Raw genomic sequence first — 18,785 nt, forward strand, 5'->3', positions numbered from 1 at the left:
GGTCGTCCACGCGGCGGACCCGGCCGCCGAGCAGGCCGGGGCCTTCGACCGGGGCGCCCCGCTCGCCGAGCGCCCGACCGTCCAGGTGCTCCGCCCGGACGACCCCTCGCTGCACCCGGCGGGCCACCACACCGCCGTGCTGACCGCGACCGTCCCCTCCACCAGGGGCCACGACTGGGCGGCCCCCGGCGCCGCCGACCGCTTCGCCGACCGGATGCTCGCCCACGCGGACGCGGCCGGCCTGGGCCTCGGCGAGCGCGTGCTGTGGCGGGTGGTCCGCACCCCCGCCGACACCGAGCGCGAGAACGGCTCCCGCTTCGGCGCCGTCCCCCGCCCGGCCCTGCCCGGCGCGCGCGGCGCCTACCTCCAGGCCGCCACCGAGGCGTACCCGGGCCACTACCTGATCGGCGGCGGCGCCCATCCCGGCGGCGGGCTCGCCCGGGTCGGCATGTCGGCGTGCATCACGGCCAACCTCATCGGCCCGGCCTGAGGCGTCCGTCGGCCCGTACGCGCCGCCGCGTCCGTCAGCCCTGGTGCCAGGTGTTCTGCTGCTGGTAGCCGTAGTTCTGGTCGTACGCCGGCTGCTGGGGAATGCCCTGGCCGTGCTGGTCCGGCTGGGGCTGCCACTGCTGCTGGTCGTGCTGCTGCTGGTCGTGCTGCTGGTGCTCGTGCTGCTGCCGGTGCTGGTCGTGCTGCTGGTGCTGCTGGGCGTTCGGGTCCCAGGCCTGCTGCTGGTAGCCCTGGTACGGGTCCTGGGGCTGCTGGTAGCCGCCGTACGGGTCCTGCTGCTGTTGCGGGTAGCCGCCGTAGGACTGCTGGTCGTAGGCGTAGGCGGGCTGCTGCTGGGTCTGCCACTGCTGCTGGTCGTAGCCGGGCTGGTAGGCCGGGGCGTACGGGTCCTGCGGCTGCGCGGTCTGCGGCTGCTCGTAGTAGGAGGGGGCGTAGACGCCGTCCTGGGCCAGCTCCTGCATCTCGAAGGCGGCGGTCTGCTCGACCTCCGGGGCCTCTTCGGCGGCCGGCTCCGGCATCGGGGCCACGGCCGGGGCCGGGGTCTCCTCGACCGCGCTGACCTCGCCGACCCGCTTCTCCTTCGCCGTCGCGGCGGCCGTGACCGCCGCGCCACCGGTCAGGGCGCCGAGCAGCGGCACCTTGGCGAGCGGGCCGGGCAGGCTGCCGTCGGCCTTCCGCAGGGACCAGCCGTTCTGGTAGCCGCGCTTGACCGAGAGGGTGACGAAGGCCTGGCCGACCGCGAACAGGCCCGCTCCGACGCCGATCACCACGACCGAGTCGAGGCCCATCCCGACGGCCACGCCGAGGAACCCCGCCAGGGCCAGCACCCGCCAGTGCACCGGCGCCCGGTTCTGCAGCAGCACCTCGGCGACCAGCCAGAGCGCCACCACCGCCAACGCGACGTACAGCAGCAGATATCCGATGCCCATCCGCCCGCTACCTCCAGTCGCGTGCCCGCGCGCGCCGCGCGTGTGCGGCGACTGTACCGGTTCAACGGCCGGGGTACCGCATCGCGTTCCCGCCGTCGGCGGCACCGGCCGCACACGACCGGGCCCGCCACCGCAGCACGGTGGCGGGCCCGTGAACAGCCGTGGTCAGCGGTGGTGCAGACCCAGGTTCTGGTAGATCTCCAGCGTCGCCGTGGAGTGGTTGAGCGTGATGAAGTGCAGGCCGGGCGCGCCCTCGGCGAGCAGCCGCTCGGCCATCGCGGTGGCGTGCTCCATGCCGATCGCGCGCAGCGCCGCCGGGTCGTCGATGGCGGCGCGCAGCCGGGCCTCCAGGTCGACCGGGAAGGCCGAGCCGCTGAGCTGGGGGAAGCGCTCCAGCTGCTTGGCGTTGGTGACCGGCATGATCTCCGGGATGATCGGCGTCTCGCAGCCCGCGGCGGTGACCCGGTCGCGGAACCGCAGGTAGTCGTCCACCTCGAAGAACATCTGGGTGATCGCGTAGTCGGCGCCGGAGCGGACCTTGGCGATGAAGTGCCGGATGTCCTCGTCCCAGTCGGTCGAGCGCGGGTGCCGGTTCGGCGAGGCCGCAACACCGACGCAGAAGTCGCCGATGCCCTTGATCAGCTCCACCAGCTCGTACGCGTAGGTGACGCCGTCCGGGTGGCGGACCCACTCGCCCATCGGGTCGCCGGGCGGGTCGCCCCGGACCGCGAGGACGTTGCGCACGCCCTGGTCGGCGTACTGGCCGATGATGTTGCGCAGTTCGGCGACCGAGTGGTCCACCGCGGTCAGGTGGGCGACCGGGGTGAGCGTGGTCTCGGTGGCGATCCGGCCGACGATGTTGACGGTGCGCTCGCGCGAGGAGCCGCCGGCGCCGTACGTCATGCAGACGAAGTTCGGGTCCAGCGGTTCGAGCCGCCGGATGGCGTCCCAGAGCCTCTGCTCGCCGGCCTCGGTGCGCGGCGGCATGAACTCGAAGGAGAAGGAGCGCTTTCCGGCCGCCAGGAGTTCGCGGACCGTGAGCGCACGGTCCGGTCTCGTGGAAGCGATGCCGAGTGCCATGCTCGCAGGTTATCCGGCCCCCGAAGGGGCCGGACAACTCGGTTCCACGATTCGGGACAAGTAGTGGACGGGCTTCCGCTTCCTTCCCGCCGCCCCGCATGCCCCGGTCGACCCGCTCGCACGGCCGTTCCCCGCCGCCCCGCTACGCTTGCTGCACCCCAGCGAACCAGCGGAGCCTCATCGTGACCTCGTCCAGCAACCGGCCGGCCAACCCCATGGACGTGGAGGACGTCCGCACCCGCGTCAACGCGGCCCTCGCCGAGTTCATGGACGGCCAGTCCGCGCTGCTCGGCAAGATCTCGCCGCACCTGGTGCCCGCCGCCGACGCCCTGCGGGACTTCCTGCTGGACGGCGGCAAGCGGCTGCGCCCGGCCTTCTGCTACTGGGGCTGGCGGGCCGCGGGCGGGCCCGCCGCCGGCGAGGGGATCGCCAACGCGGCGGCCGCGCTGGAACTGCTGCAGGCCAGCGCCCTGGTGCACGACGACCTGATGGACCGCAGCGACACCCGCCGCGGCCTGCCCTCGGTGCACCGCCGCTTCGAGGCGCTGCACCGGGACAGCGGCTGGCGCGGCGACCGCGAGCAGTACGGCGCCTCGGCCGCGGTGCTGCTCGGCGACCTGCTGCTGATCTGGTGCGACGAGCTGTTCCTGCGCTCCGGCCTGGACCCGGCCGCCGTGCTGGCCGCCAAGCCGAGGTTCGACCTGATGCGCACCGAGGTCATGCTCGGCCAGTACCTGGACGTGCTGGAGCCGGTGGCCGGCGACTCCGCCGACGAGGGCGCGCTGGAGCGGGCGCAGACCGTCCTGCACTACAAGTCGGCGAAGTACACCATCGAACGGCCGCTGCAGGTCGGCGCGCTGCTCGCCGGGGCCGGGCCGGAGCTGGTCGAGGCCCTCGGCGCGTTCGGGCTGCCGCTGGGCGAGGCCTTCCAGCTGCGGGACGACCTGCTCGGCGTCTTCGGGGACCCGGCCGTCACCGGCAAGCCCGCCGGGGACGACCTGCGCGAGGGCAAGCGCACCCTGCTGGTCGCGCACGCGATGCGCGCCCTGCCGCCGGCCGACGCCCGGCACCTGGACGCCCGGCTCGGCGCGCCGGACCTGGCCGGCGAGGAGGTCGCCGAGCTGAGCGGGCTGGTCGCCCGCAGCGGCGCGCCCGAGCTGGTGGAAGCCCGGATCGAGGAGCTGATGCGGCAGTCGCTGGCCGCGCTGGCGGCGGCGCCGCTGGCCGACGAGCGGGCCCGTACGGTGCTGCTGGCACTGGCCGAGGCCGCCACCGTCCGCAAGTACTGAGGGACGGCGACGGCCTCGGGAGCGGTCAGAGCGCCGCGCGCACCCGGCGGGCGAGCTCGGCGGCGGCCGCCCGCGGGTCCTCGGCCGCGGTGACGGCCCGGACCACGACGATCCGGCGGGCGCCGGCGGCCAGCACCTCGTCCAGGTTGCCGAGGTCGATCCCGCCGATCGCGAACCACGGCCGGTCGGTGGCCTGCTTCGCCGCGTACGAGACCAGGCCGAGGCCCGGCGCGTGGCGGCCCGGCTTGGTCGGGGTGGGCCAGACCGGGCCGGTGCAGAAGTAGTCCACGCCCGGCTCGGCGACCGCCGCGTCCACCTCGGACTCGGCGTGGCAGGACCGCCCGATCAGCACGTCCTCGCCGAGGATCGCCCGGGCGGCCGGCACCGGCAGGTCGTCCTGGCCGAGGTGCAGCACGTCCGGCCGGGCCGCGTGGGCGACGTCGGCGCGGTCGTTGACCGCCAGCAGCTTGCCGTGGCGGCGGCAGGCGTCGGCGAAGACCTCCAGGGCCGCCAGCTCCTGCTTGGCCTCCAGGCCCTTGTCGCGGAGCTGGACGATGTCCACCCCGCCGGCCAGCGCCGCGTCCAGGAACTCGGCCAGGTCGCCCTGCTCGCGCCGGGCGTCGGTGCACAGGTAGAGCCGGGCGTCGGCCAGGCGGGCACGCAGCGTGTCCGCCGCCATCAGATCAGCATCGCCTGGGCGCGGCGCTTGACCTCGGTGCCGCGGTTCTCCCGCAGCGCCTGGATCGGGCTGCCGGGCAGCGACGGGTCCTCGGTGAAGAGCCACTCCAGGATCTCCACGTCGTTGTACCCGCAGTCGCGCAGCAGGTTCAGGGTGCCGGACAGGTGCTTGACCAGCCCCGGGCCGTCGATGAACGCCGCAGGGACCTGCAGCGACTTGTTGGGGCCGCGGCGGACCGCGATCAGCTCACGCTTCCTGACCATGTCGCGGACCTCGGTGACCAGCACACCCCACTGCTCCGAGATGTCGGGGAGGTACATCCACTCGGGGACCAGGGCTTCAATCTTGCTTTCGATCTCGCTCACGCCACCAGACTGCCACCTCCGCGCCGTCCGGCGCTAAGCGGTGGCCCCCTTGAGCGGCACCGAGGGGTCCGCGGCGAGGGCCCGGTCGAGCACCGCGCCGCGTTCGATCAGCTTCCGGCCCTGGGTGAGGTCGCGCGGCCGGTCCACGGCCAGCAGCGCGCTCGGCACCCCGTCGCGCAGCCACAGCACCGTCCAGGCGGCGTCCTGCGGGCCGCCGCGCCACAGCGGTTCGTCGCCCTCGGCGTGCCGGCCGGCGTACTGGACCATCCGCCCGAACTGCTCGGACCAGAAGTACGGCACCGGGTCGTACGGCGCGTCCGCCCCGAGCACGGCGGCGGCCGCGGCGCCGCCCGACTGCAGCGCGTGGTCCCAGTGCTGGACGGCCAGCCGGGCGCCGGAACGGGCCGACGGGTAGCTGACGCAGTCCCCGGCCGCGAACACCCCGGGCAGGCCGGTGCGCAGCCGCCCGTCCACCACGACCGCGCCGGAGGCGTCCAGCTCGACGCCCGAGCCGGCCAGCCAGCCCGTTGCGGGCCGGGCGCCGACGCCGACCACCACCTCGTCGGCGGGCAGGTGGGAGCCGTCCGCCAGCAGCACCGCCCCGGGCTCGACGGCGGCCACGCCGACCCCGCAGCGCAGCTCCACCCCGGCCTCGGCGTACCAGGCGGCCATCGCCGAGCCGATCTCGGTCGGAAGCGCCCCGGGCACCGGCGCCGGACCGGCCTCGACCACGGTGACCTCGCAGCCGGCCTGCCGCGCCGCGGTGGCCACCTCGGCGCCGATCCAGCCCGCGCCGACCAGCACCAGCCGCAGCCCGGGGCGCAGCAGCGCGCGCAGCGCAAGGGCGTCGTCCAGGGTGTGCAGCAGGTGGGCGCGCTCGGCCCCGGGCAGGGCGCGCGGGGTGGCGCCGGTGGCGATCACCAGCGAGTCGTACCGGAGGTCGCCGCCGTCGGTGTGCAGCACGCCCGGGGTGAGGCCGGTGGCGCGGCGGCCGGTGAGCAGCTCGATGCCGAGCCCGTCGTAGTCGATGTCCAGGGTGGTGGCGTCGGCCTTGCCGAGCAGCACGTCCTTGGAGAGCGGCGGCCGGTCGTACGGCGCGTGCGCCTCCTCGCCGACCAGCACGATCCGCCCGCGCCAGCCGCCCTCCCGCAGCTTCAGGGCGCACTGCGCCCCGGCCAGTCCGGCCCCGACGACGACCACCCGATCCGTTGCGCTCAGCTCTGCCACGCCCGTCACTGTACTCAGCGCCGCCGGGGCTCCCGCCGCCCGTCCAGCCGGTGTACGGCCCTTCGGCCGGGCCGACCCCCGGCGTTAAGGTGGGTGCACCACACGGGAGCCCGGCGTACCGGGCTGAGAGGCGGGCTGGCACGGCCCGCGACCGTCCGAACCTGATCCGGGTCATACCGGCGAAGGGAGAAGAGCAGCTTTGTCACGCTTGCCGACAGGCAGCCGCGCGGACGTGCTGGTGATCGGCGGGGGCGTCATCGGCCTCGCCGTCGCCTGGCGCGCCGCCCAGCGCGGGCTGCGGAACGTGACCGTGGTCGACCCCGACCACGGCAGGGGCGCGGCCGGGGTCGCCGCCGGGATGCTCGCCCCGGTCACCGAGCTGCAGTACGGCGAGGAGCCGCTGCTGCACCTCGGGATGGCCTCCAACCGGCGGTACGAGGGCTTCGCCGCCGAGCTCACCGAGGCGAGCGGCGGCCTGGACACCGGCTACCGCCGGTGCGGCACCGTCGCCGTCGCCCTGGACTCCGACGACCGCGAGGAACTGCGCGAACTGCACGACTTCCACCGGCGGCTGGGCCTGGACTCCGACTGGCTGACCGGCCGGGAGGCCCGCCGGCTGGAGCCGATGCTCGCCCCCGGTGTGCGCGGCGCCCTGCACGTCGCGGACGACCACCAGGTGGACCCGCGCCGGCTGCTCACCGCCCTGGTCGCCGCCGGCGAGCGGGCCGGGGTGCGGCTGCACCGGGGCGAGGCCGTCGAGCTGCTGGTCGAGGGCGGCCGCGCGGTCGGCGCCCGGCTGGACACCGGGGAGACCCTGACCGCCGAGCAGGTCGTGCTCGCCGCCGGCCCGCACAGCCACCGGCTGCCCGGCCTGCCCGAGGGGGTGCTGCCCGCGGTGCGCCCGGTGAAGGGACAGGTGCTGCGGCTGCAGATCCCCGAGACCTACCGGCCGTTCCTCTCCCGCAACGTGCGCGCGGTGGTGCGCGGTCGGCACCTGTACCTGGTGCCGCGCGAGAACGGCGAGCTGGTGATCGGCGCGACCACCGAGGAGCAGGGCTACGACACCACCGTCACCGCCGGCGGGGTGTACGAACTCCTGCGCGACGCGCATGAGTTGGTCCCGGGCATCACCGAACTCCCGCTGCGCGAGACGGCCGCCGGGCTGCGCCCCGGCTCGCCGGACAACGCTCCGCTGCTGGGCCCCACGTCACTGCCCGGACTGGTCGCCGCCACCGGCCACTACCGCAACGGCGTACTGCTCACCCCGGTCACCGCCGACCTGCTCGCCGACTACCTGGCGACCGGCGAAGTCCCCGACCTGGCAAGGCCGTTCACGCCCACCCGGTTCTCCCCCGCCGTCCCCCCGATGAAGGCCTCCGCATGACCGAGATCGCCCTGACCGTCAACGGCGAGCCCCGCCGGGTGCCCGCCACGACCACCCTCGCCGAGCTGGTGGCCACCGTCAGCGCCGCCAACACCGGTGTCGCCGCCGCCCTCAACGAGGCCGTGGTGCCGCGCAGTTCGTGGTCCGGAACGACGCTGGACAGCGGCGACCGGGTCGAGATCCTCACCGCCGTCCAGGGAGGCTGAACCATGGCCGACGACCTTCTGACCATCGCCGGGGCGACCTTCTCCTCCCGGCTGATCATGGGCACCGGCGGCGCGCCGAGCCTGGAGGTCCTGGAGCGCGCCCTGCTCGCCTCCAGCACCGAGCTGACCACCGTGGCCATGCGCCGGGTCGACGCCACCACCCAGGGCTCCGTCCTGGACGTGCTGACCCGCAACGGCATCCGGGTGCTGCCCAACACGGCCGGCTGCTTCACCGCCGGCGAGGCCGTGCTGACCGCCCGGCTGGCCCGCGAGGCACTCGGCACCGACTGGGTGAAGCTGGAGGTGATCGCCGACGAGCGCACCCTGCTGCCGGACCCGATCGAGCTGCTGGACGCCGCCGAGACGCTCGTCGACGACGGCTTCACGGTGCTCCCGTACACCAACGACGACCCCGTGCTGGCCCGCAAGCTGGAGGACGTCGGCTGCGCGGCGATCATGCCGCTGGGCTCGCCGATCGGCTCCGGCCTGGGCATCCGCAACCCGCACAACTTCCAGCTGATCGTGGAGGGTGCGGGCGTCCCGGTGATCCTGGACGCGGGCGCCGGGACGGCCTCCGACGTGGCGCTGGCGATGGAGCTGGGCTGCTCGGCGGTGATGCTCGCCTCCGCGGTGACCCGGGCTCAGGACCCGGTGCTGATGGCCGAGGCGATGCGGCACGCCGCCGAGGCGGGCCGGCTCGCCCACCGGGCCGGCCGCATCCCGCGCCGTTTCCACGCCGAGGCCTCCTCCGCGATGGCCGGCCGCGCCGACCTGGACACCCGGGAGCGGCCGGCGTTCCAAGGCGTGTAGGCCGTGTCACAAGCCGGTCCCGGAGCGATGTCCGCCGGGACCGGCACCCACCCGCCCCACTAGACTCGCCGGGTGGACATGGCATTGCACGACCCCCTGATCGGTACCGTGCTCGACAACCGGTACCGGGTCGAGCGGCGCATCGCCACCGGCGGGATGTCCACCGTCTACAAGGGCACCGACACCCGGCTGGACCGGGTGGTCGCCCTCAAGGTGATGCACCCCCAACTGGCCGGGGACGAGGGCTTCACCGCCCGCTTCATCCGCGAGGCCAAGGCGGTCGCCAAGCTCAGCCACCCCAATGTGGTCAACGTCTTCGACCAGGGCGCGGACGGCGGAAACGTTTTCCTCGCCATGGAGTACGTGCCCGGCCGCACCCTGCGCGACCTGCTGCGCGACCGCGGCGCGCTGTCCGTACGGGCCGCGCTGGACGTGCTGGAGCCGGTGCTCGCCGCCCTCGGCGCCGCCCACCGGGCCGGGCTGGTCCACCGGGACGTCAAGCCGGAGAACGTGCTGATCACCGAGAGCGGCCTGGTCAAGGTCGCCGACTTCGGCCTGGTCCGGGTGCTCGGCACCGCCGACGGCGCGCCCACCTCGACCAGTACCGCCACCGGCGGCACCGTCATGGGCACGGTCTCCTACCTGGCCCCCGAGCAGATCCTCCCGGACGCCCCCACCGACCAGCGGGTCGACGTCTACGCGGCCGGCATCCTGCTCTACGAGATGCTCACCGGCCGCCGCCCGCACACCGGCGACAACCCCGTCCAGGTCATGTACAAGCACCTGCACGAGGACGTCCCCGCCCCCTCGCTGGCCGCCCCCACCGTCGCCCCGGCGCTGGACGCCATAGTGGCCGGCGCCTGCGCCCGGGCCGCCGAGGCCCGCCCGTACGACGCGGTGGAGCTGCTCGCCGCCCTCCAGCGGGTCCGCCGCACGCTCACCCCGGCCGAGCTGGACGCCGAGCCGCCGGCCTCCACCCGGCCCAGCCCGCGCTACCCCACCAGCGAGCCGACCTCGGTGATCCAGCCGCTGCCCCGGCCCACCGACACCCCGGCGCCGGAGCGCACCAGCGTGCTGGACGTCCCGGCGGAGCTGATGGACCAGCTGCTGGTCGAGCCCCGCCCGTACGACGAGCCGACCCCGGTCCGGACGCGGCGGCCGGGCCGGCCGCGAGGCCTCCCGCGCAAGCCGCTGATCTGGACGGCCGCGCTGACCGCCCTGGTGCTGGCGGTGGGCGGTGTCACGTACGGGATCTCCGAGGGGCTGTACGGCTCGGTGCCGGGCGTGCTCGGCAAGGACCGTTCCGAGGCGCAGCGGGTGCTGGACCACGAGGGCATGCACGGCCGGTTCGTCGAGGTGTTCAGCGAGTCCGTCCCGGCCGGGCAGGTGATCTCCACCGACCCCGGGGTGGGGGCGCGCACCCGCAAGAGCGACGCGGTGACGGTCACCCTCTCCAAGGGCCCCAAGCGGATCGCGGTGCCGGACCTCGCCGGCAAGAGCTCGGACGACGCGGCCGCCGCGCTGGCCGGCGCCCAGCTGACCAGGGGCGGGGTGACCCAGACCTACAGCGACACCGTGCCGGAGGGCTCGGTGATCAGCAGCTCGCCGGCCGCCGGGCAGATGCTGCAGGAGAACGCGGCGGTCTCGCTGGTGGTCAGCAAGGGCATGGTGCCGGTCCCGGACGTCAGCGGGATGGGCCGGGACGACGCCCAGCGGGCGCTGCAGGCGGCGGGCTTCACCATGAAGGCCGCCACCGACTGGACGCTCGGCATGGGCAAGGTGAGCAGCCAGTCCCCGGCGGCCGGCGAGCGGCGGCCGCAGAAGTCCGTGGTGACGGTCAACTTCTCGCTGTTCTAACGGAGTTCGGGGCCCAATAGGGCTTCCGGGGCTTCCGGGCTCAGCGGAGCGGCCCGTCGCCCGGCTCCTCCTGGTAGGAGTAGCGCTGCTCGCGCCACGGGTCGGCCAGGTTGTGGTAGCCGCGCTCCTCCCAGAAGCCGCGCCGGTCGGCCCGCATGTACTCCACCGCGCGCACCCACTTGGGGCCCTTCCAGGCGTACAGCCGGGGCACCACCAGCCGCACCGGGAAGCCGTGTTCGGCGGTCAGCGGCTCGCCGTTGCGGTGGGTGGCGAGCAGGGTGTGGGGGTCGGCGAAGTCGGCCAGCCGCAGGTTGGCGCTGTAGCCGTACTCGGCCCAGACCATGACGTGGGTGACGCCGGGCGCCGGGGGCACCAGGTCGAGCAGGAGGGCCGCGGGCACGCCCGTCCACTCGTTGCCGAGGAGGGAGAACTTGGTGACGCAGTGCAGGTCGGCGACCACGGTGGTGCGCGGCAGGGCGTCGAAGGCCGCGAGGTCCCAGCTGTGCTTCTCGGCCGAGGCGGTGGCGCCGAACACCTGGAGGTCCCAGCTCAGCGGCTTGAAGCGGGGCACCGGCCCGTAGTGCAGGGCGGGCCAGCCGCGCTGCGCGCGCTGACCCGGGGGGAGGCTCGGGTCAGACGGCGGAAGCGGTTCTCGTTCGGACTGACCCATGGCTCCATGGTGACAGACGGCGGACGGGCCCCGCCGCGCGCCCCTTGGCCCCGGTTCACGCCCTGCCCGTACGGGCCAATGGTCGATCGCACACCCCCCATCAATGCCCAAATGGGATATTCCGCCACATGTCCTAGTGAGTGTGAACTTACTGGAATTTCCTCCCGATACGGTGCCAGGATGCCCAGCGCAGGACTCACCGCAGGACGTAACGCAGGGAGGCAGCACCATGCAGGGCGACCCGGAGGTCATCGAGTTCCTCAATGAGCAACTCACGGCCGAACTGACCGCGATCAACCAGTACTTCCTGCACGCCAAGATGCAGGAGAACTTCGGCTGGACGAAGCTCGCCAAGTACACCCGGCACGAGTCGTTCGACGAGATGAAGCACGCCGAGACGCTCACCGACCGGATCCTGTTCCTGGAGGGGCTGCCCAACTACCAGCGGCTGTTCCACGTCCGGATCGGCCAGACGGTCAAGGAGATGTTCGAGGCGGACCGCCAGATCGAGGTCGAGGCGATCGACCGCCTCAAGCGCGGGATCGTGGTGATGCGGGCCAAGAACGACGTCACCTCGGCGAACATCTTCGAGGACATCCTGGCCGACGAGGAGCACCACATCGACTACCTCGACACCCAGCTGGAACTCCTGGAGAAGCTCGGCGAGGCGCTCTACCTCGCCCAGCTGATCGAGCAGCCGGAGTCCTGAGGCCCGGCGCCCCGGCTCAGGCCACCCGCAGCGGGACCACCGGGGCGATCGGCGCCACCGGGCCCGGCTTCGGGGCGGCCGGCCCGGACACGTCCTGGACCTCCGGATCGGCGAGGCCGAGCCTGGCGGCCAGCCGGGCGGTCGGGCAGGGCCGGGCACCGTGCTCGCCGAGCAGCGCCTGGATCCGGCGGACGCAGGACCCGCAGTCCGTGCCGGCCTTGCAGCCCTTGGCTATCCGGCGCGGGGTGTCGGCGCCCCCGTCGATCGCCTTCTTCACCTGGTCCTCGGTGACCGCATGGCACATGCACACGTACATAGCGGTCTCTCCCGGGATGAAGCGCAGGTGAAGCGCGGAGTGGATCTTGACTAAGGTTTGCCTTAGTTCACTAAGCCTCACCTTACCCGGCGATCCGGGTACGAAAAAGCCCCTCCGGCTTCGGGAGTCCCGAATCCGGAGGGGCCTTCGTCACATCAGGGCCGGTGGATCACTGGCCGCGGTACATCTCCGCCACCAGGAACGCCAGGTCCAGCGACTGGCTGCGGTTGAGCCGCGGGTCGCAGGCCGTCTCGTAGCGCTGGTGCAGGTCGTCGACCATCACCTCGTCGCCGCCGCCGACGCACTCGGTGACGTCGTCGCCGGTCAGCTCCACGTGGATGCCGCCCGGGTGGGTGCCCAGCGCGCGGTGCACCTCGAAGAAGCCCTTGACCTCGTCCAGGACGTCGTCGAAGCGACGGGTCTTGTGGCCGCTGGAGGCCTCGAAGGTGTTGCCGTGCATCGGGTCGCAGATCCACACCGGCTTGGCGCCGGAGGCGGTGACCTTCTCCAGCAGGGTGGGCAGGTGGTCGCGGACCTTGCCCGCACCCATCCGGGTGATGAAGGTCAGCCGGCCGGGCTCGCGCTCCGGGTCCAGCTTCTCGATCAGGGTGAGCGCCTCGTCCACCGAGGTCGTCGGGCCGAGCTTGACCCCGATCGGGTTGCGGATCTTGGAGGCGAACTCGATGTGCGCGTGGTCCAGCTGGCGGGTGCGCTCACCGATCCACACCATGTGGCCGGAGACGTCGTACAGCTCGCCGGTGCGCGAGTCCACGCGGGTCAGCGCGGTCTCGTAGTCGAGGACCAGCGCCTCGTGCGAGGAGAAGAACTCGACGGTCTTGAACTCCTCCGGGGCCACCCCGCAGGCGTTCATGAAGGCCAGGGCGTTGTCGATCTCCCGGGCGAGCTGCTCGTAGCGCTGGCCGGCCGGCGAGTTGCGCACGAAGTCCTGGTTCCAGGCGTGCACCTGGCGCAGGTCGGCGTAACCACCGGTGGTGAACGCACGCACCAGGTTCAGCGTCGCGGCGGACGCGTTGTACATCCGCTTCAGGCGCTCCGGGTCCGGGATCCGGGACTCGGGGGTGAACTCGAAGCCGTTCACCGAGTCGCCGCGGTAGACCGGCAGGGTCACGCCGTCCCGGGTCTCGGTCGACTTCGAGCGCGGCTTGGAGTACTGGCCGGCGATGCGGCCGACCTTCACGACCGGCACCGAGGCCGCGTACGTCAGCACGGCGGCCATCTGCAGCAGGGTCTTCAGCTTGTTGCGGATGTGCTCCGCCGACACGCCGTCGAAGGCCTCGGCGCAGTCGCCGCCCTGGAGGAGGAACGCCTCCCCGCGCGCCACGGCGCCGAGCCGGGCGCGCAGCTGGTCGCACTCTCCGGCGAAGACGAGCGGCGGATACGAGGCGAGCTCGGCAAGGGTCTTGCGCAGAGCCTCTTGGTCCGGCCACTCAGGCTGCTGCGCCGCGGGCAGGGACTGCCAGGAGTGGCCAGTCCTCGATGTCTCAGTCGTTGCGGTCACACGGCAAGGCTACGGGGTGGCGCGAGCGATAGGTGACCATTGCCCGAGGGATGAGACACGTCTCGGACATTGCACGTGAGCCGACTCACCCGCACGGCCCCATCCGCTACGCTCGACCCATGCACGCGCCCCACACCCACTCCTGGTGGTGGGCCTCCCCCCTGGGTGGCCCACAGATCGCGCGTTCCTAGACGAACACGACGGCCGCCCCTCGGGGCGGCCGTCGTGCGTCCGAGCAGACGGCCCTCCGGGAGCGGAACCAGCACCGCCCTCGCCATCCTCCCCGGAAGGAAGCCGTACTCGTGACCACCCCCGCCCCCGCTGAGCTGCTCGCACGTCTCACCGCACCCGGCGCCCCCGCCTTCGCCCTGCTGCACCGCCGCACCCCCCGGCACGCCCCGGACACCGTCGAGGTGCTGCTGGGCACCGTCGACAGCTACGCGCACCTCGCCGACCTCCCGGTCCGCTCCGGCATCCCGGCCGCCGGACCGGTCCACGACCTGCTCGCGCTGGTCCCGTACCGGCAGATCCGCGAGCGCGGCTTCGAGGCGCACGACGACGGCACCCCGCTGCAGGCCCTCGCGGTGACCGAGCAGTACGCCCTGCCGTTGGCCGAACTCACCACCGCCCTGCCGCAGCTGCCGGTCACCCTCTCCGACGGCGCGTTCGACGTGGACGACGAGGCGTACGCGGCGATCGTCCGCCGGGTGATCGACGACGAGATCGGCAACGGCGAGGGCGCCAACTTCGTGATCCGGCGCGACTTCCACGCCACCCTGGAGAACTTCTCGCCCACTCTCGCCCTGGCGCTGTTCCGCCGACTGCTGGAGCAGGAGCGCGGCGCGTACTGGACCTTCCTGGTGCACACCGGGGAGCGGGTCCTGGTCGGCGCCTCCCCCGAGGTGCACGTCCGGCAGAGCGGCGGCACCGTCGTGATGAACCCGATCTCCGGCACCTACCGCTATCCGGCCGGCGGCTCCGACCTCGACTCGCTGCTCCGGTTCCTCCACGACCCCAAGGAGCTGGAGGAGCTGACCATGGTGGTCGACGAGGAGCTGAAGATGATGTGCACCGTCGGCGACCTCGGCGGCCAGGTGCTCGGCCCCCGGCTCAAGGAGATGTCCCACCTCGCCCACACCGAGTACGAGCTGCGCGGGCGCACCTCGATGGACGTGCGCGAGGTGCTGCGCGAGACGATGTTCGCCGCCACCGTCACCGGCAGCCCGGTGCAGAACGCCACCCGGGTGATCCGGCGCTACGAGCCGAGCGGGCGCGGCTACTACTCCGGCGCGCTCGCCCTGATCGGGCGCTCCGCGAGCGGCGGGCAGCTGCTGGACTCGCCGATCTGCATCCGCACCGCCGACATCGACCCGGCCACCGGGCGGCTGGTCGTCCGGGTCGGCGCCACACTGGTGCGCCACTCCGTCCCGGAGTCCGAGGTCGCCGAGACCCACGCCAAGGCCGCCGGAGTGCTCACCGCAATCGGCGCCCGGCCCGCCCCAGCCCGGCTGCCCCACCCCGGCGGGCCCAGGCTCGGCGACGACCACCGGGTGCAGGCCGCGCTGGACGCCCGCCGGGCCGACCTCGCCCCGTTCTGGCTGCGGATGCAGGCGCCGTCCACGATCACCGAAACCCGGCCGACCCTGGTCGTGGACGGCGAGGACACCTTCACCTCGATGCTGTCCCACCTGCTGACCTCGCTCGGCCACCAGGTCACCGTGGTCCGCTTCGACGAGCCCGGCCTGCGCGGACTGGTCGCGGCCCACCGCGGCCCGCTGGTGCTCGGCCCCGGCCCGGGCGACCCGGCGCTCGCCGACGACCCCAAGATGGCGGTGCTGCGCCCGGTCGTCGCCGACGCCCTCGCCGCCGTCCGCTCCGGCGCCCGGACGGCCCCGCTGCTCGCGGTCTGCCTCAGCCACCAGCTGCTCGCCGCCGAGCTCGGGCTCGCGCTGGGCCGCAAGGCCGTCCCCTATCAGGGCGCCCAGGAGAGCATCGAGCTGTTCGGCCGCAAGCGGACGGTCGGCTTCTACAACACCTTCACCGCCCGCTGCTCGGACGCCGACGCGGCCCGGCTCGCCGCCGGGGGCGTCGAGGTCGCCCGGGACGCCGCCACCGGCGACGTCCACGCGCTGCGCGGCCCCGGCTTCGCGGGCCTGCAGTTCCACCCGGAGTCGGTGCTCACCCGGGACGGCGTGGACATCGTCGCGGACCTGCTGCGGGAGGCAACGGCCGTACGGGGCTGAGGAGTTGGAACGGTCCCGGGCGGCGGCGCCCGGGACCGGCTCACAGCTCCTCGTCCAACCCCTGCTCGATCGCGTACCGGACAAGCTCCACCCGGTTGTGCAACTGCAGCTTGCCCAGGGTGTTCTGCACGTGGTTCTGCACCGTCCGGTGCGACAGCACCAGCCGGTCGGCGATCTGCCGGTACGACAGACCCTTGGCCACCAGCCGCAGCACCTCGGTCTCCCGGGTGGTCAGCTGCGGGACGGCCGGCGCCGAGGCCGGGGCCGGCTCGGCGGCCAGCCGGCGGAACTCGCCGAGCACCAGCCCGGCCAGGCCCGGGGTGAACACCGCGTCGCCGACGGCCGTACGCCGCACCGCGTCCAACAGCTCCTCCCGCCCGGCCGACTTCACCAGGTACCCGGTCGCGCCGGACTTCACCGCCTCCAGCACGTCCTGGTGCTCACCACTGGCCGACAGCACCAGCACCCGCACCGCCGGATCGGCCGCGACCACCTGGCGGCACACCTCGGCGCCGGACAGGCCGGGCAGGTTGAGGTCCAGCACGACGACCTGCGGCGTGCAGGCCCGGGCCCGGCGCACCGCCTCCTCGCCGTCGCCCGCCGTGGCCACCACGTCCAGGCCCGCCTCGGCCAGGTCGCGGGAGACGGCGTCCCGCCACATCGGGTGGTCGTCCACCACCATCACCCGCACCGGCCGGTCGGTCATCGGCTGATCGGTCATGGGCTGGTCGGTCATCGGGAGGCCTTCCTCGGAATGCGCAGTTCGACCTCGACGCCCTCCCCGGGCGCCGAGTACAGCTCGGCCGTACCGCCGAGATCCAGCACCCGGCCGCGGATCGACTGGGTGACGCCCAGCCGCCCGGCCCGCTCCGCCTCGCCGAGCCGGCCGGGGGCGAAGCCCGGACCGTCGTCGCGGATGCTGACCGTGACGGCCTCCGGCTCGTCCTCCACCAGGATCCAGGCCCGGGCCGGCTCCCCGGCGTGCCGGCGGACGTTGTCGACGGCCGCGCCGACCGCCGCGGCCAGTTCACGCGCCGCCGGACCGGGCAGCAGCACCGGGGTCCCGGGAGCGGAGAGCGTGATCCGCTCGTCGGCGTACGGGCGCAGCAGGGCGGTGAGGTCCTGCGGCCCGGCCGGGTCGGGCTCCTCGGCTCCGTCCGCCTCCGGCAGCCGCTGGGCCGGCAGCGGGCCGCCGGTCATCAGCGCCCGCAGCGCCCGCTCCTGCTCCCCGGCGAGCCGGCCCAGTTCGGCGAAGTCCGTACCGTCCCCGGTGCCGCCGCCCAGCTCCGCGCCCCGGCGCTGGACCAGTGCCAGCACCTGGAGCACGCCGTCGTGGATGTCGCGGGAGAGCCGCTCCCGCTCCCGGGTGGCCGCCTCGACCTGCAGCGCCCGGGTCAGGGTGGCCTCGCTGGCGCGGGCCAGCTCGATCACGTACCCGATCGCGCAGCCGGCTACCAGCAGCAGCACGATGTTGTGCACGTTGTCGCCGGTCGGGCCGCCGTGGCCGAGGATGTTGGCGACCCCGATCACCGCGCCGGACGCCGCCGCCGGACGCCAGCCGCCCCTGGCGGCGAAGCCCAGCACCGTGCCGGCGGCCCAGATGGTCGGCAGGGTGGGCGCGCCGTGGCTGATCCGGGCCGGGGCGTCGGTCATCCCGCTCATCACGATGCCGGTCACGGCCAGGGACAGGTCGAAGCCGAGGACGTACCAGGTGCAGCGCTGCGGGTCGGAGAAGGCCCGGGTGCTGGCCAGCGTCCAGAGGATCAGCGCGCCGAAGTAGATCCAGCCCGCGACCGGGTGCAGGAAGTGCAGGTACGAGTTGAAGTACCGGAGCAGGGCGTAGCAGAGGGCCAGCACCCGGAAGTAGGAGATCGCCTTCCACAGCGGGAGCTCGACGGACATGCCGCCGGCCGCCACCGCGCCGCCCACCACGCCGCCGCCCGTTCTCGCGCCCTCCGCCATGCCCCGGCTCCTCCCCCGGCCCCTCCCCTGGACCCGACCGGGTCGGTCAGGCCGACCCGGTTCCCTTCTGGTCCTTCTGGTCCTTCTGGTCCTTCTGGTCCTTCTGGTCTTGCTGGTCTTGCTGGTCCGGCTGGTCCTTCACCGCGGCCTGCTCGGCTTCGGCGGCCTTCTCGGCCTCGGCCTTCTCCGCCTTGGCGGCGGCCCGGCGCTCGGCGTCGGCCTTCTTCTTCTCGTCGGCGATCTGCCGCTTGGCGGCGGTCGCGTAGACGTCCACGTACTCCTGGCCGGAGAGCCGCATGATCTCGTACATCACCTCGTCCGTCACCGAACGCAGGATGAAACGGTCGTTCTCCATGCCGTGGTAGCGGGAGAAGTCCAGCGGGCGGCCGATCCGGATGCCGGGGCGGATGCCGAAACTCGGGATCACCTGGCCGGGCGGCTGCACCTTCTCGGTGTCGATCATGGCGACCGGGATGACCGGGGCGCCGGTGGCCAGCGCGACCCGCGCCAGGCCGCCGACCTTGCCGCGGTACAGCTTGCCGTCGGGCGAGCGGGTGCCCTCCGGGTAGACGCCGAACAGCTCGCCGCGGTCCAGCACCGCGATGGCGCTGCGGATCGCGGCCTCACCGGCGCCGCGCACGCCCGAGCGGTCCACCGGCAGCTGGCCGACGCCCTTGAAGAAGGCCGCGGTCAGCCGGCCCTTGAGGCCCGGGGTGTTGAAGTACTCGGCCTTCGCGATGAAGGTCACCCGGCGCTTGATCAGCGCGGGGAAGAAGAACGAGTCCGAGAAGGACAGGTGGTTGCTCGCGATGATCGCCGCACCTTCGGTGGGGATGTTCTCCTCACCCTCGATCCACGGCCGGAAGAAGATCCGAAGCAGTGGCGCGACGATCATCTTCATCAGTCGGTAGAACAACCCGGGCCTCCTGTTATGCGGACCGGTCGATCCTAATGCCCCGCGACCGTCGGCTGTGCCCGGGCCCGCCGTAGGGGGTGTACGTCCCGGCGCGGGGCGTGGGACGATGCGGAT

Annotated in this window: 18 protein-coding genes, 1 pseudogene and 1 riboswitch; of the genes and pseudogenes, 8 read left to right on the top strand and 11 right to left on the bottom strand. The window is 73.5% G+C overall.

Annotated elements, in window-relative coordinates:
* Positions 1-490 (top strand): annotated as a pseudogene (locus BG452_RS10510) (hypothetical protein); the annotation flags it as partial.
* Positions 491-524: 34 nt separating this feature from the next.
* On the opposite strand, the gene BG452_RS10515 reads toward BG452_RS10510, so the two are convergent.
* Together BG452_RS10515 and metF are read right to left on the bottom strand one after the other, a co-directional pair.
* Entirely contained in the window at positions 525-1,439 is a 915-nt protein-coding gene (locus BG452_RS10515) for a hypothetical protein (protein WP_188303967.1), read from the bottom strand.
* Positions 1,440-1,604: 165 nt separating this feature from the next.
* A complete protein-coding gene (gene metF / locus BG452_RS10520) occupies positions 1,605-2,519 on the bottom strand; it encodes a methylenetetrahydrofolate reductase [NAD(P)H] (RefSeq protein ID WP_188303968.1) in 915 nt (304 codons plus the stop codon).
* Positions 2,520-2,701: 182 nt separating this feature from the next.
* Between metF and BG452_RS10525 the strand changes: the two genes are divergently transcribed.
* Complete coding sequence (locus tag BG452_RS10525; RefSeq protein ID WP_317620978.1) at positions 2,702-3,808, top strand: polyprenyl synthetase family protein; 1,107 nt, start codon at positions 2,702-2,704, stop codon at positions 3,806-3,808.
* 25 nt (positions 3,809-3,833) lie between these two features.
* Here BG452_RS10525 and thiE read toward each other — a convergent pair whose 3' ends face one another.
* From thiE to BG452_RS10540, 3 genes are read right to left on the bottom strand one after another with little or no spacing between them, the layout of a single operon-like run.
* Positions 3,834-4,487, bottom strand: a complete 654-nt coding sequence (thiE, locus tag BG452_RS10530) for a thiamine phosphate synthase (RefSeq protein ID WP_188303969.1) — start codon at positions 4,485-4,487, stop codon at positions 3,834-3,836.
* Positions 4,487-4,852 carry an Rv2175c family DNA-binding protein gene (locus tag BG452_RS10535; protein WP_188303970.1) on the bottom strand — a complete coding sequence of 122 codons (366 nt, stop codon included), beginning with the start codon at positions 4,850-4,852 and terminating at the stop codon, positions 4,487-4,489. The genes thiE and BG452_RS10535 overlap by 1 nt, the downstream gene beginning before the upstream one ends.
* Before the next feature lie 33 nt (positions 4,853-4,885).
* Positions 4,886-6,088 (bottom strand): NAD(P)/FAD-dependent oxidoreductase, encoded by a 1,203-nt coding sequence (locus tag BG452_RS10540; protein WP_188303971.1) that lies wholly within the window; start codon positions 6,086-6,088, stop codon positions 4,886-4,888.
* An 83-nt stretch (positions 6,089-6,171) separates the two neighbouring features.
* Positions 6,172-6,284, top strand: a riboswitch (TPP riboswitch).
* A 3-nt stretch (positions 6,285-6,287) separates the two neighbouring features.
* Between BG452_RS10540 and thiO the strand changes: the two genes are divergently transcribed.
* The 4 genes from thiO to pknB all read left to right on the top strand — a co-directional run bounded on the left by thiO (position 6,288) and on the right by pknB (position 10,336).
* Positions 6,288-7,463, top strand: a complete 1,176-nt coding sequence (gene thiO / locus BG452_RS10545) for a glycine oxidase ThiO (RefSeq protein WP_188303972.1) — start codon at positions 6,288-6,290, stop codon at positions 7,461-7,463.
* Positions 7,460-7,669, top strand: coding sequence for a sulfur carrier protein ThiS (thiS, locus tag BG452_RS10550; RefSeq protein WP_188303973.1), 210 nt, complete (start codon positions 7,460-7,462; stop codon positions 7,667-7,669). The genes thiO and thiS overlap by 4 nt, the downstream gene beginning before the upstream one ends.
* 3 nt (positions 7,670-7,672) lie before the next feature.
* Positions 7,673-8,479, top strand: a complete 807-nt coding sequence (locus tag BG452_RS10555; protein ID WP_188303974.1) for a thiazole synthase — start codon at positions 7,673-7,675, stop codon at positions 8,477-8,479.
* Between the two features lie 78 nt (positions 8,480-8,557).
* The gene (gene pknB, locus BG452_RS10560) at positions 8,558-10,336 is read left to right on the top strand and encodes a Stk1 family PASTA domain-containing Ser/Thr kinase (RefSeq protein ID WP_223242044.1); all 1,779 of its coding nucleotides are present in this window, start codon (positions 8,558-8,560) and stop codon (positions 10,334-10,336) included.
* Positions 10,337-10,376: 40 nt separating this feature from the next.
* On the opposite strand, the gene BG452_RS10565 is transcribed toward pknB, so the two are convergent.
* On the bottom strand, positions 10,377-11,006 hold the full coding sequence (locus BG452_RS10565; RefSeq protein WP_188303976.1) for a molybdopterin-dependent oxidoreductase: 630 nt from the start codon (positions 11,004-11,006) through the stop codon (positions 10,377-10,379).
* 229 nt (positions 11,007-11,235) lie between these two features.
* On the opposite strand from BG452_RS10565, the gene bfr reads away from it, so the two are divergent.
* Positions 11,236-11,715: a bacterioferritin gene (gene bfr, locus BG452_RS10570; RefSeq protein WP_188303977.1), complete on the top strand. Its 480-nt coding sequence runs from the start codon at positions 11,236-11,238 to the stop codon at positions 11,713-11,715.
* Positions 11,716-11,731: 16 nt separating this feature from the next.
* Here bfr and BG452_RS10575 read toward each other — a convergent pair whose 3' ends face one another.
* On the bottom strand, positions 11,732-12,019 hold the full coding sequence (locus BG452_RS10575; RefSeq protein ID WP_411292927.1) for a bacterioferritin-associated ferredoxin: 288 nt from the start codon (positions 12,017-12,019) through the stop codon (positions 11,732-11,734).
* A gap of 181 nt (positions 12,020-12,200) precedes the next feature.
* On the bottom strand, positions 12,201-13,550 hold the full coding sequence (locus BG452_RS10580; RefSeq protein WP_188303979.1) for a class II 3-deoxy-7-phosphoheptulonate synthase: 1,350 nt from the start codon (positions 13,548-13,550) through the stop codon (positions 12,201-12,203).
* A gap of 302 nt (positions 13,551-13,852) precedes the next feature.
* On the opposite strand from BG452_RS10580, the gene BG452_RS10585 reads away from it, so the two are divergent.
* The gene (locus BG452_RS10585; protein WP_188303980.1) at positions 13,853-15,793 is read left to right on the top strand and encodes an anthranilate synthase family protein; all 1,941 of its coding nucleotides are present in this window, start codon (positions 13,853-13,855) and stop codon (positions 15,791-15,793) included.
* 40 nt (positions 15,794-15,833) lie between these two features.
* Here the strand turns inward: BG452_RS10585 and BG452_RS10590 are convergent, their stop codons facing one another.
* From BG452_RS10590 to BG452_RS10600, 3 genes are read right to left on the bottom strand one after another with little or no spacing between them, the layout of a single operon-like run.
* The gene (locus tag BG452_RS10590) at positions 15,834-16,499 is read right to left on the bottom strand and encodes a response regulator transcription factor (protein WP_188304019.1); all 666 of its coding nucleotides are present in this window, start codon (positions 16,497-16,499) and stop codon (positions 15,834-15,836) included.
* Positions 16,500-16,525: 26 nt separating this feature from the next.
* Positions 16,526-17,755, bottom strand: coding sequence for a MacS family sensor histidine kinase (gene macS, locus BG452_RS10595; RefSeq protein WP_223242039.1), 1,230 nt, complete (start codon positions 17,753-17,755; stop codon positions 16,526-16,528).
* 46 nt (positions 17,756-17,801) lie between these two features.
* Positions 17,802-18,671: a lysophospholipid acyltransferase family protein gene (locus tag BG452_RS10600; protein WP_411292929.1), complete on the bottom strand. Its 870-nt coding sequence runs from the start codon at positions 18,669-18,671 to the stop codon at positions 17,802-17,804.
* Positions 18,672-18,785 lie beyond the last annotated feature (114 nt).

Origin of the sequence: Streptomyces sp. CBMA123 (assembly GCF_014596465.1) — a bacterium.
GTDB lineage: Bacteria > Actinomycetota > Actinomycetes > Streptomycetales > Streptomycetaceae > Kitasatospora.

Bases quoted from the DNA above. Each gene is read 5' to 3' on its own strand.
- BG452_RS10515 (WP_188303967.1), bottom strand. From the start codon at position 1,439: ATGGGCATCGGATATCTGCTGCTGTACGTCGCGTTGGCGGTGGTGGCG.
- metF (WP_188303968.1), bottom strand. From the start codon at position 2,519: ATGGCACTCGGCATCGCTTCCACGAGACCGGACCGTGCGCTCACGGTC.
- thiE (WP_188303969.1), bottom strand. From the start codon at position 4,487: ATGGCGGCGGACACGCTGCGTGCCCGCCTGGCCGACGCCCGGCTCTAC.
- thiS (WP_188303973.1), top strand. From the start codon at position 7,460: ATGACCGAGATCGCCCTGACCGTCAACGGCGAGCCCCGCCGGGTGCCC.
- BG452_RS10555 (WP_188303974.1), top strand. From the start codon at position 7,673: ATGGCCGACGACCTTCTGACCATCGCCGGGGCGACCTTCTCCTCCCGG.
- pknB (WP_223242044.1), top strand. From the start codon at position 8,558: ATGGCATTGCACGACCCCCTGATCGGTACCGTGCTCGACAACCGGTAC.
- BG452_RS10565 (WP_188303976.1), bottom strand. From the start codon at position 11,006: ATGGGTCAGTCCGAACGAGAACCGCTTCCGCCGTCTGACCCGAGCCTC.
- bfr (WP_188303977.1), top strand. From the start codon at position 11,236: ATGCAGGGCGACCCGGAGGTCATCGAGTTCCTCAATGAGCAACTCACG.
- BG452_RS10575 (WP_411292927.1), bottom strand. From the start codon at position 12,019: ATGTGCCATGCGGTCACCGAGGACCAGGTGAAGAAGGCGATCGACGGG.
- BG452_RS10590 (WP_188304019.1), bottom strand. From the start codon at position 16,499: ATGACCGACCGGCCGGTGCGGGTGATGGTGGTGGACGACCACCCGATG.
- macS (WP_223242039.1), bottom strand. From the start codon at position 17,755: ATGGCGGAGGGCGCGAGAACGGGCGGCGGCGTGGTGGGCGGCGCGGTG.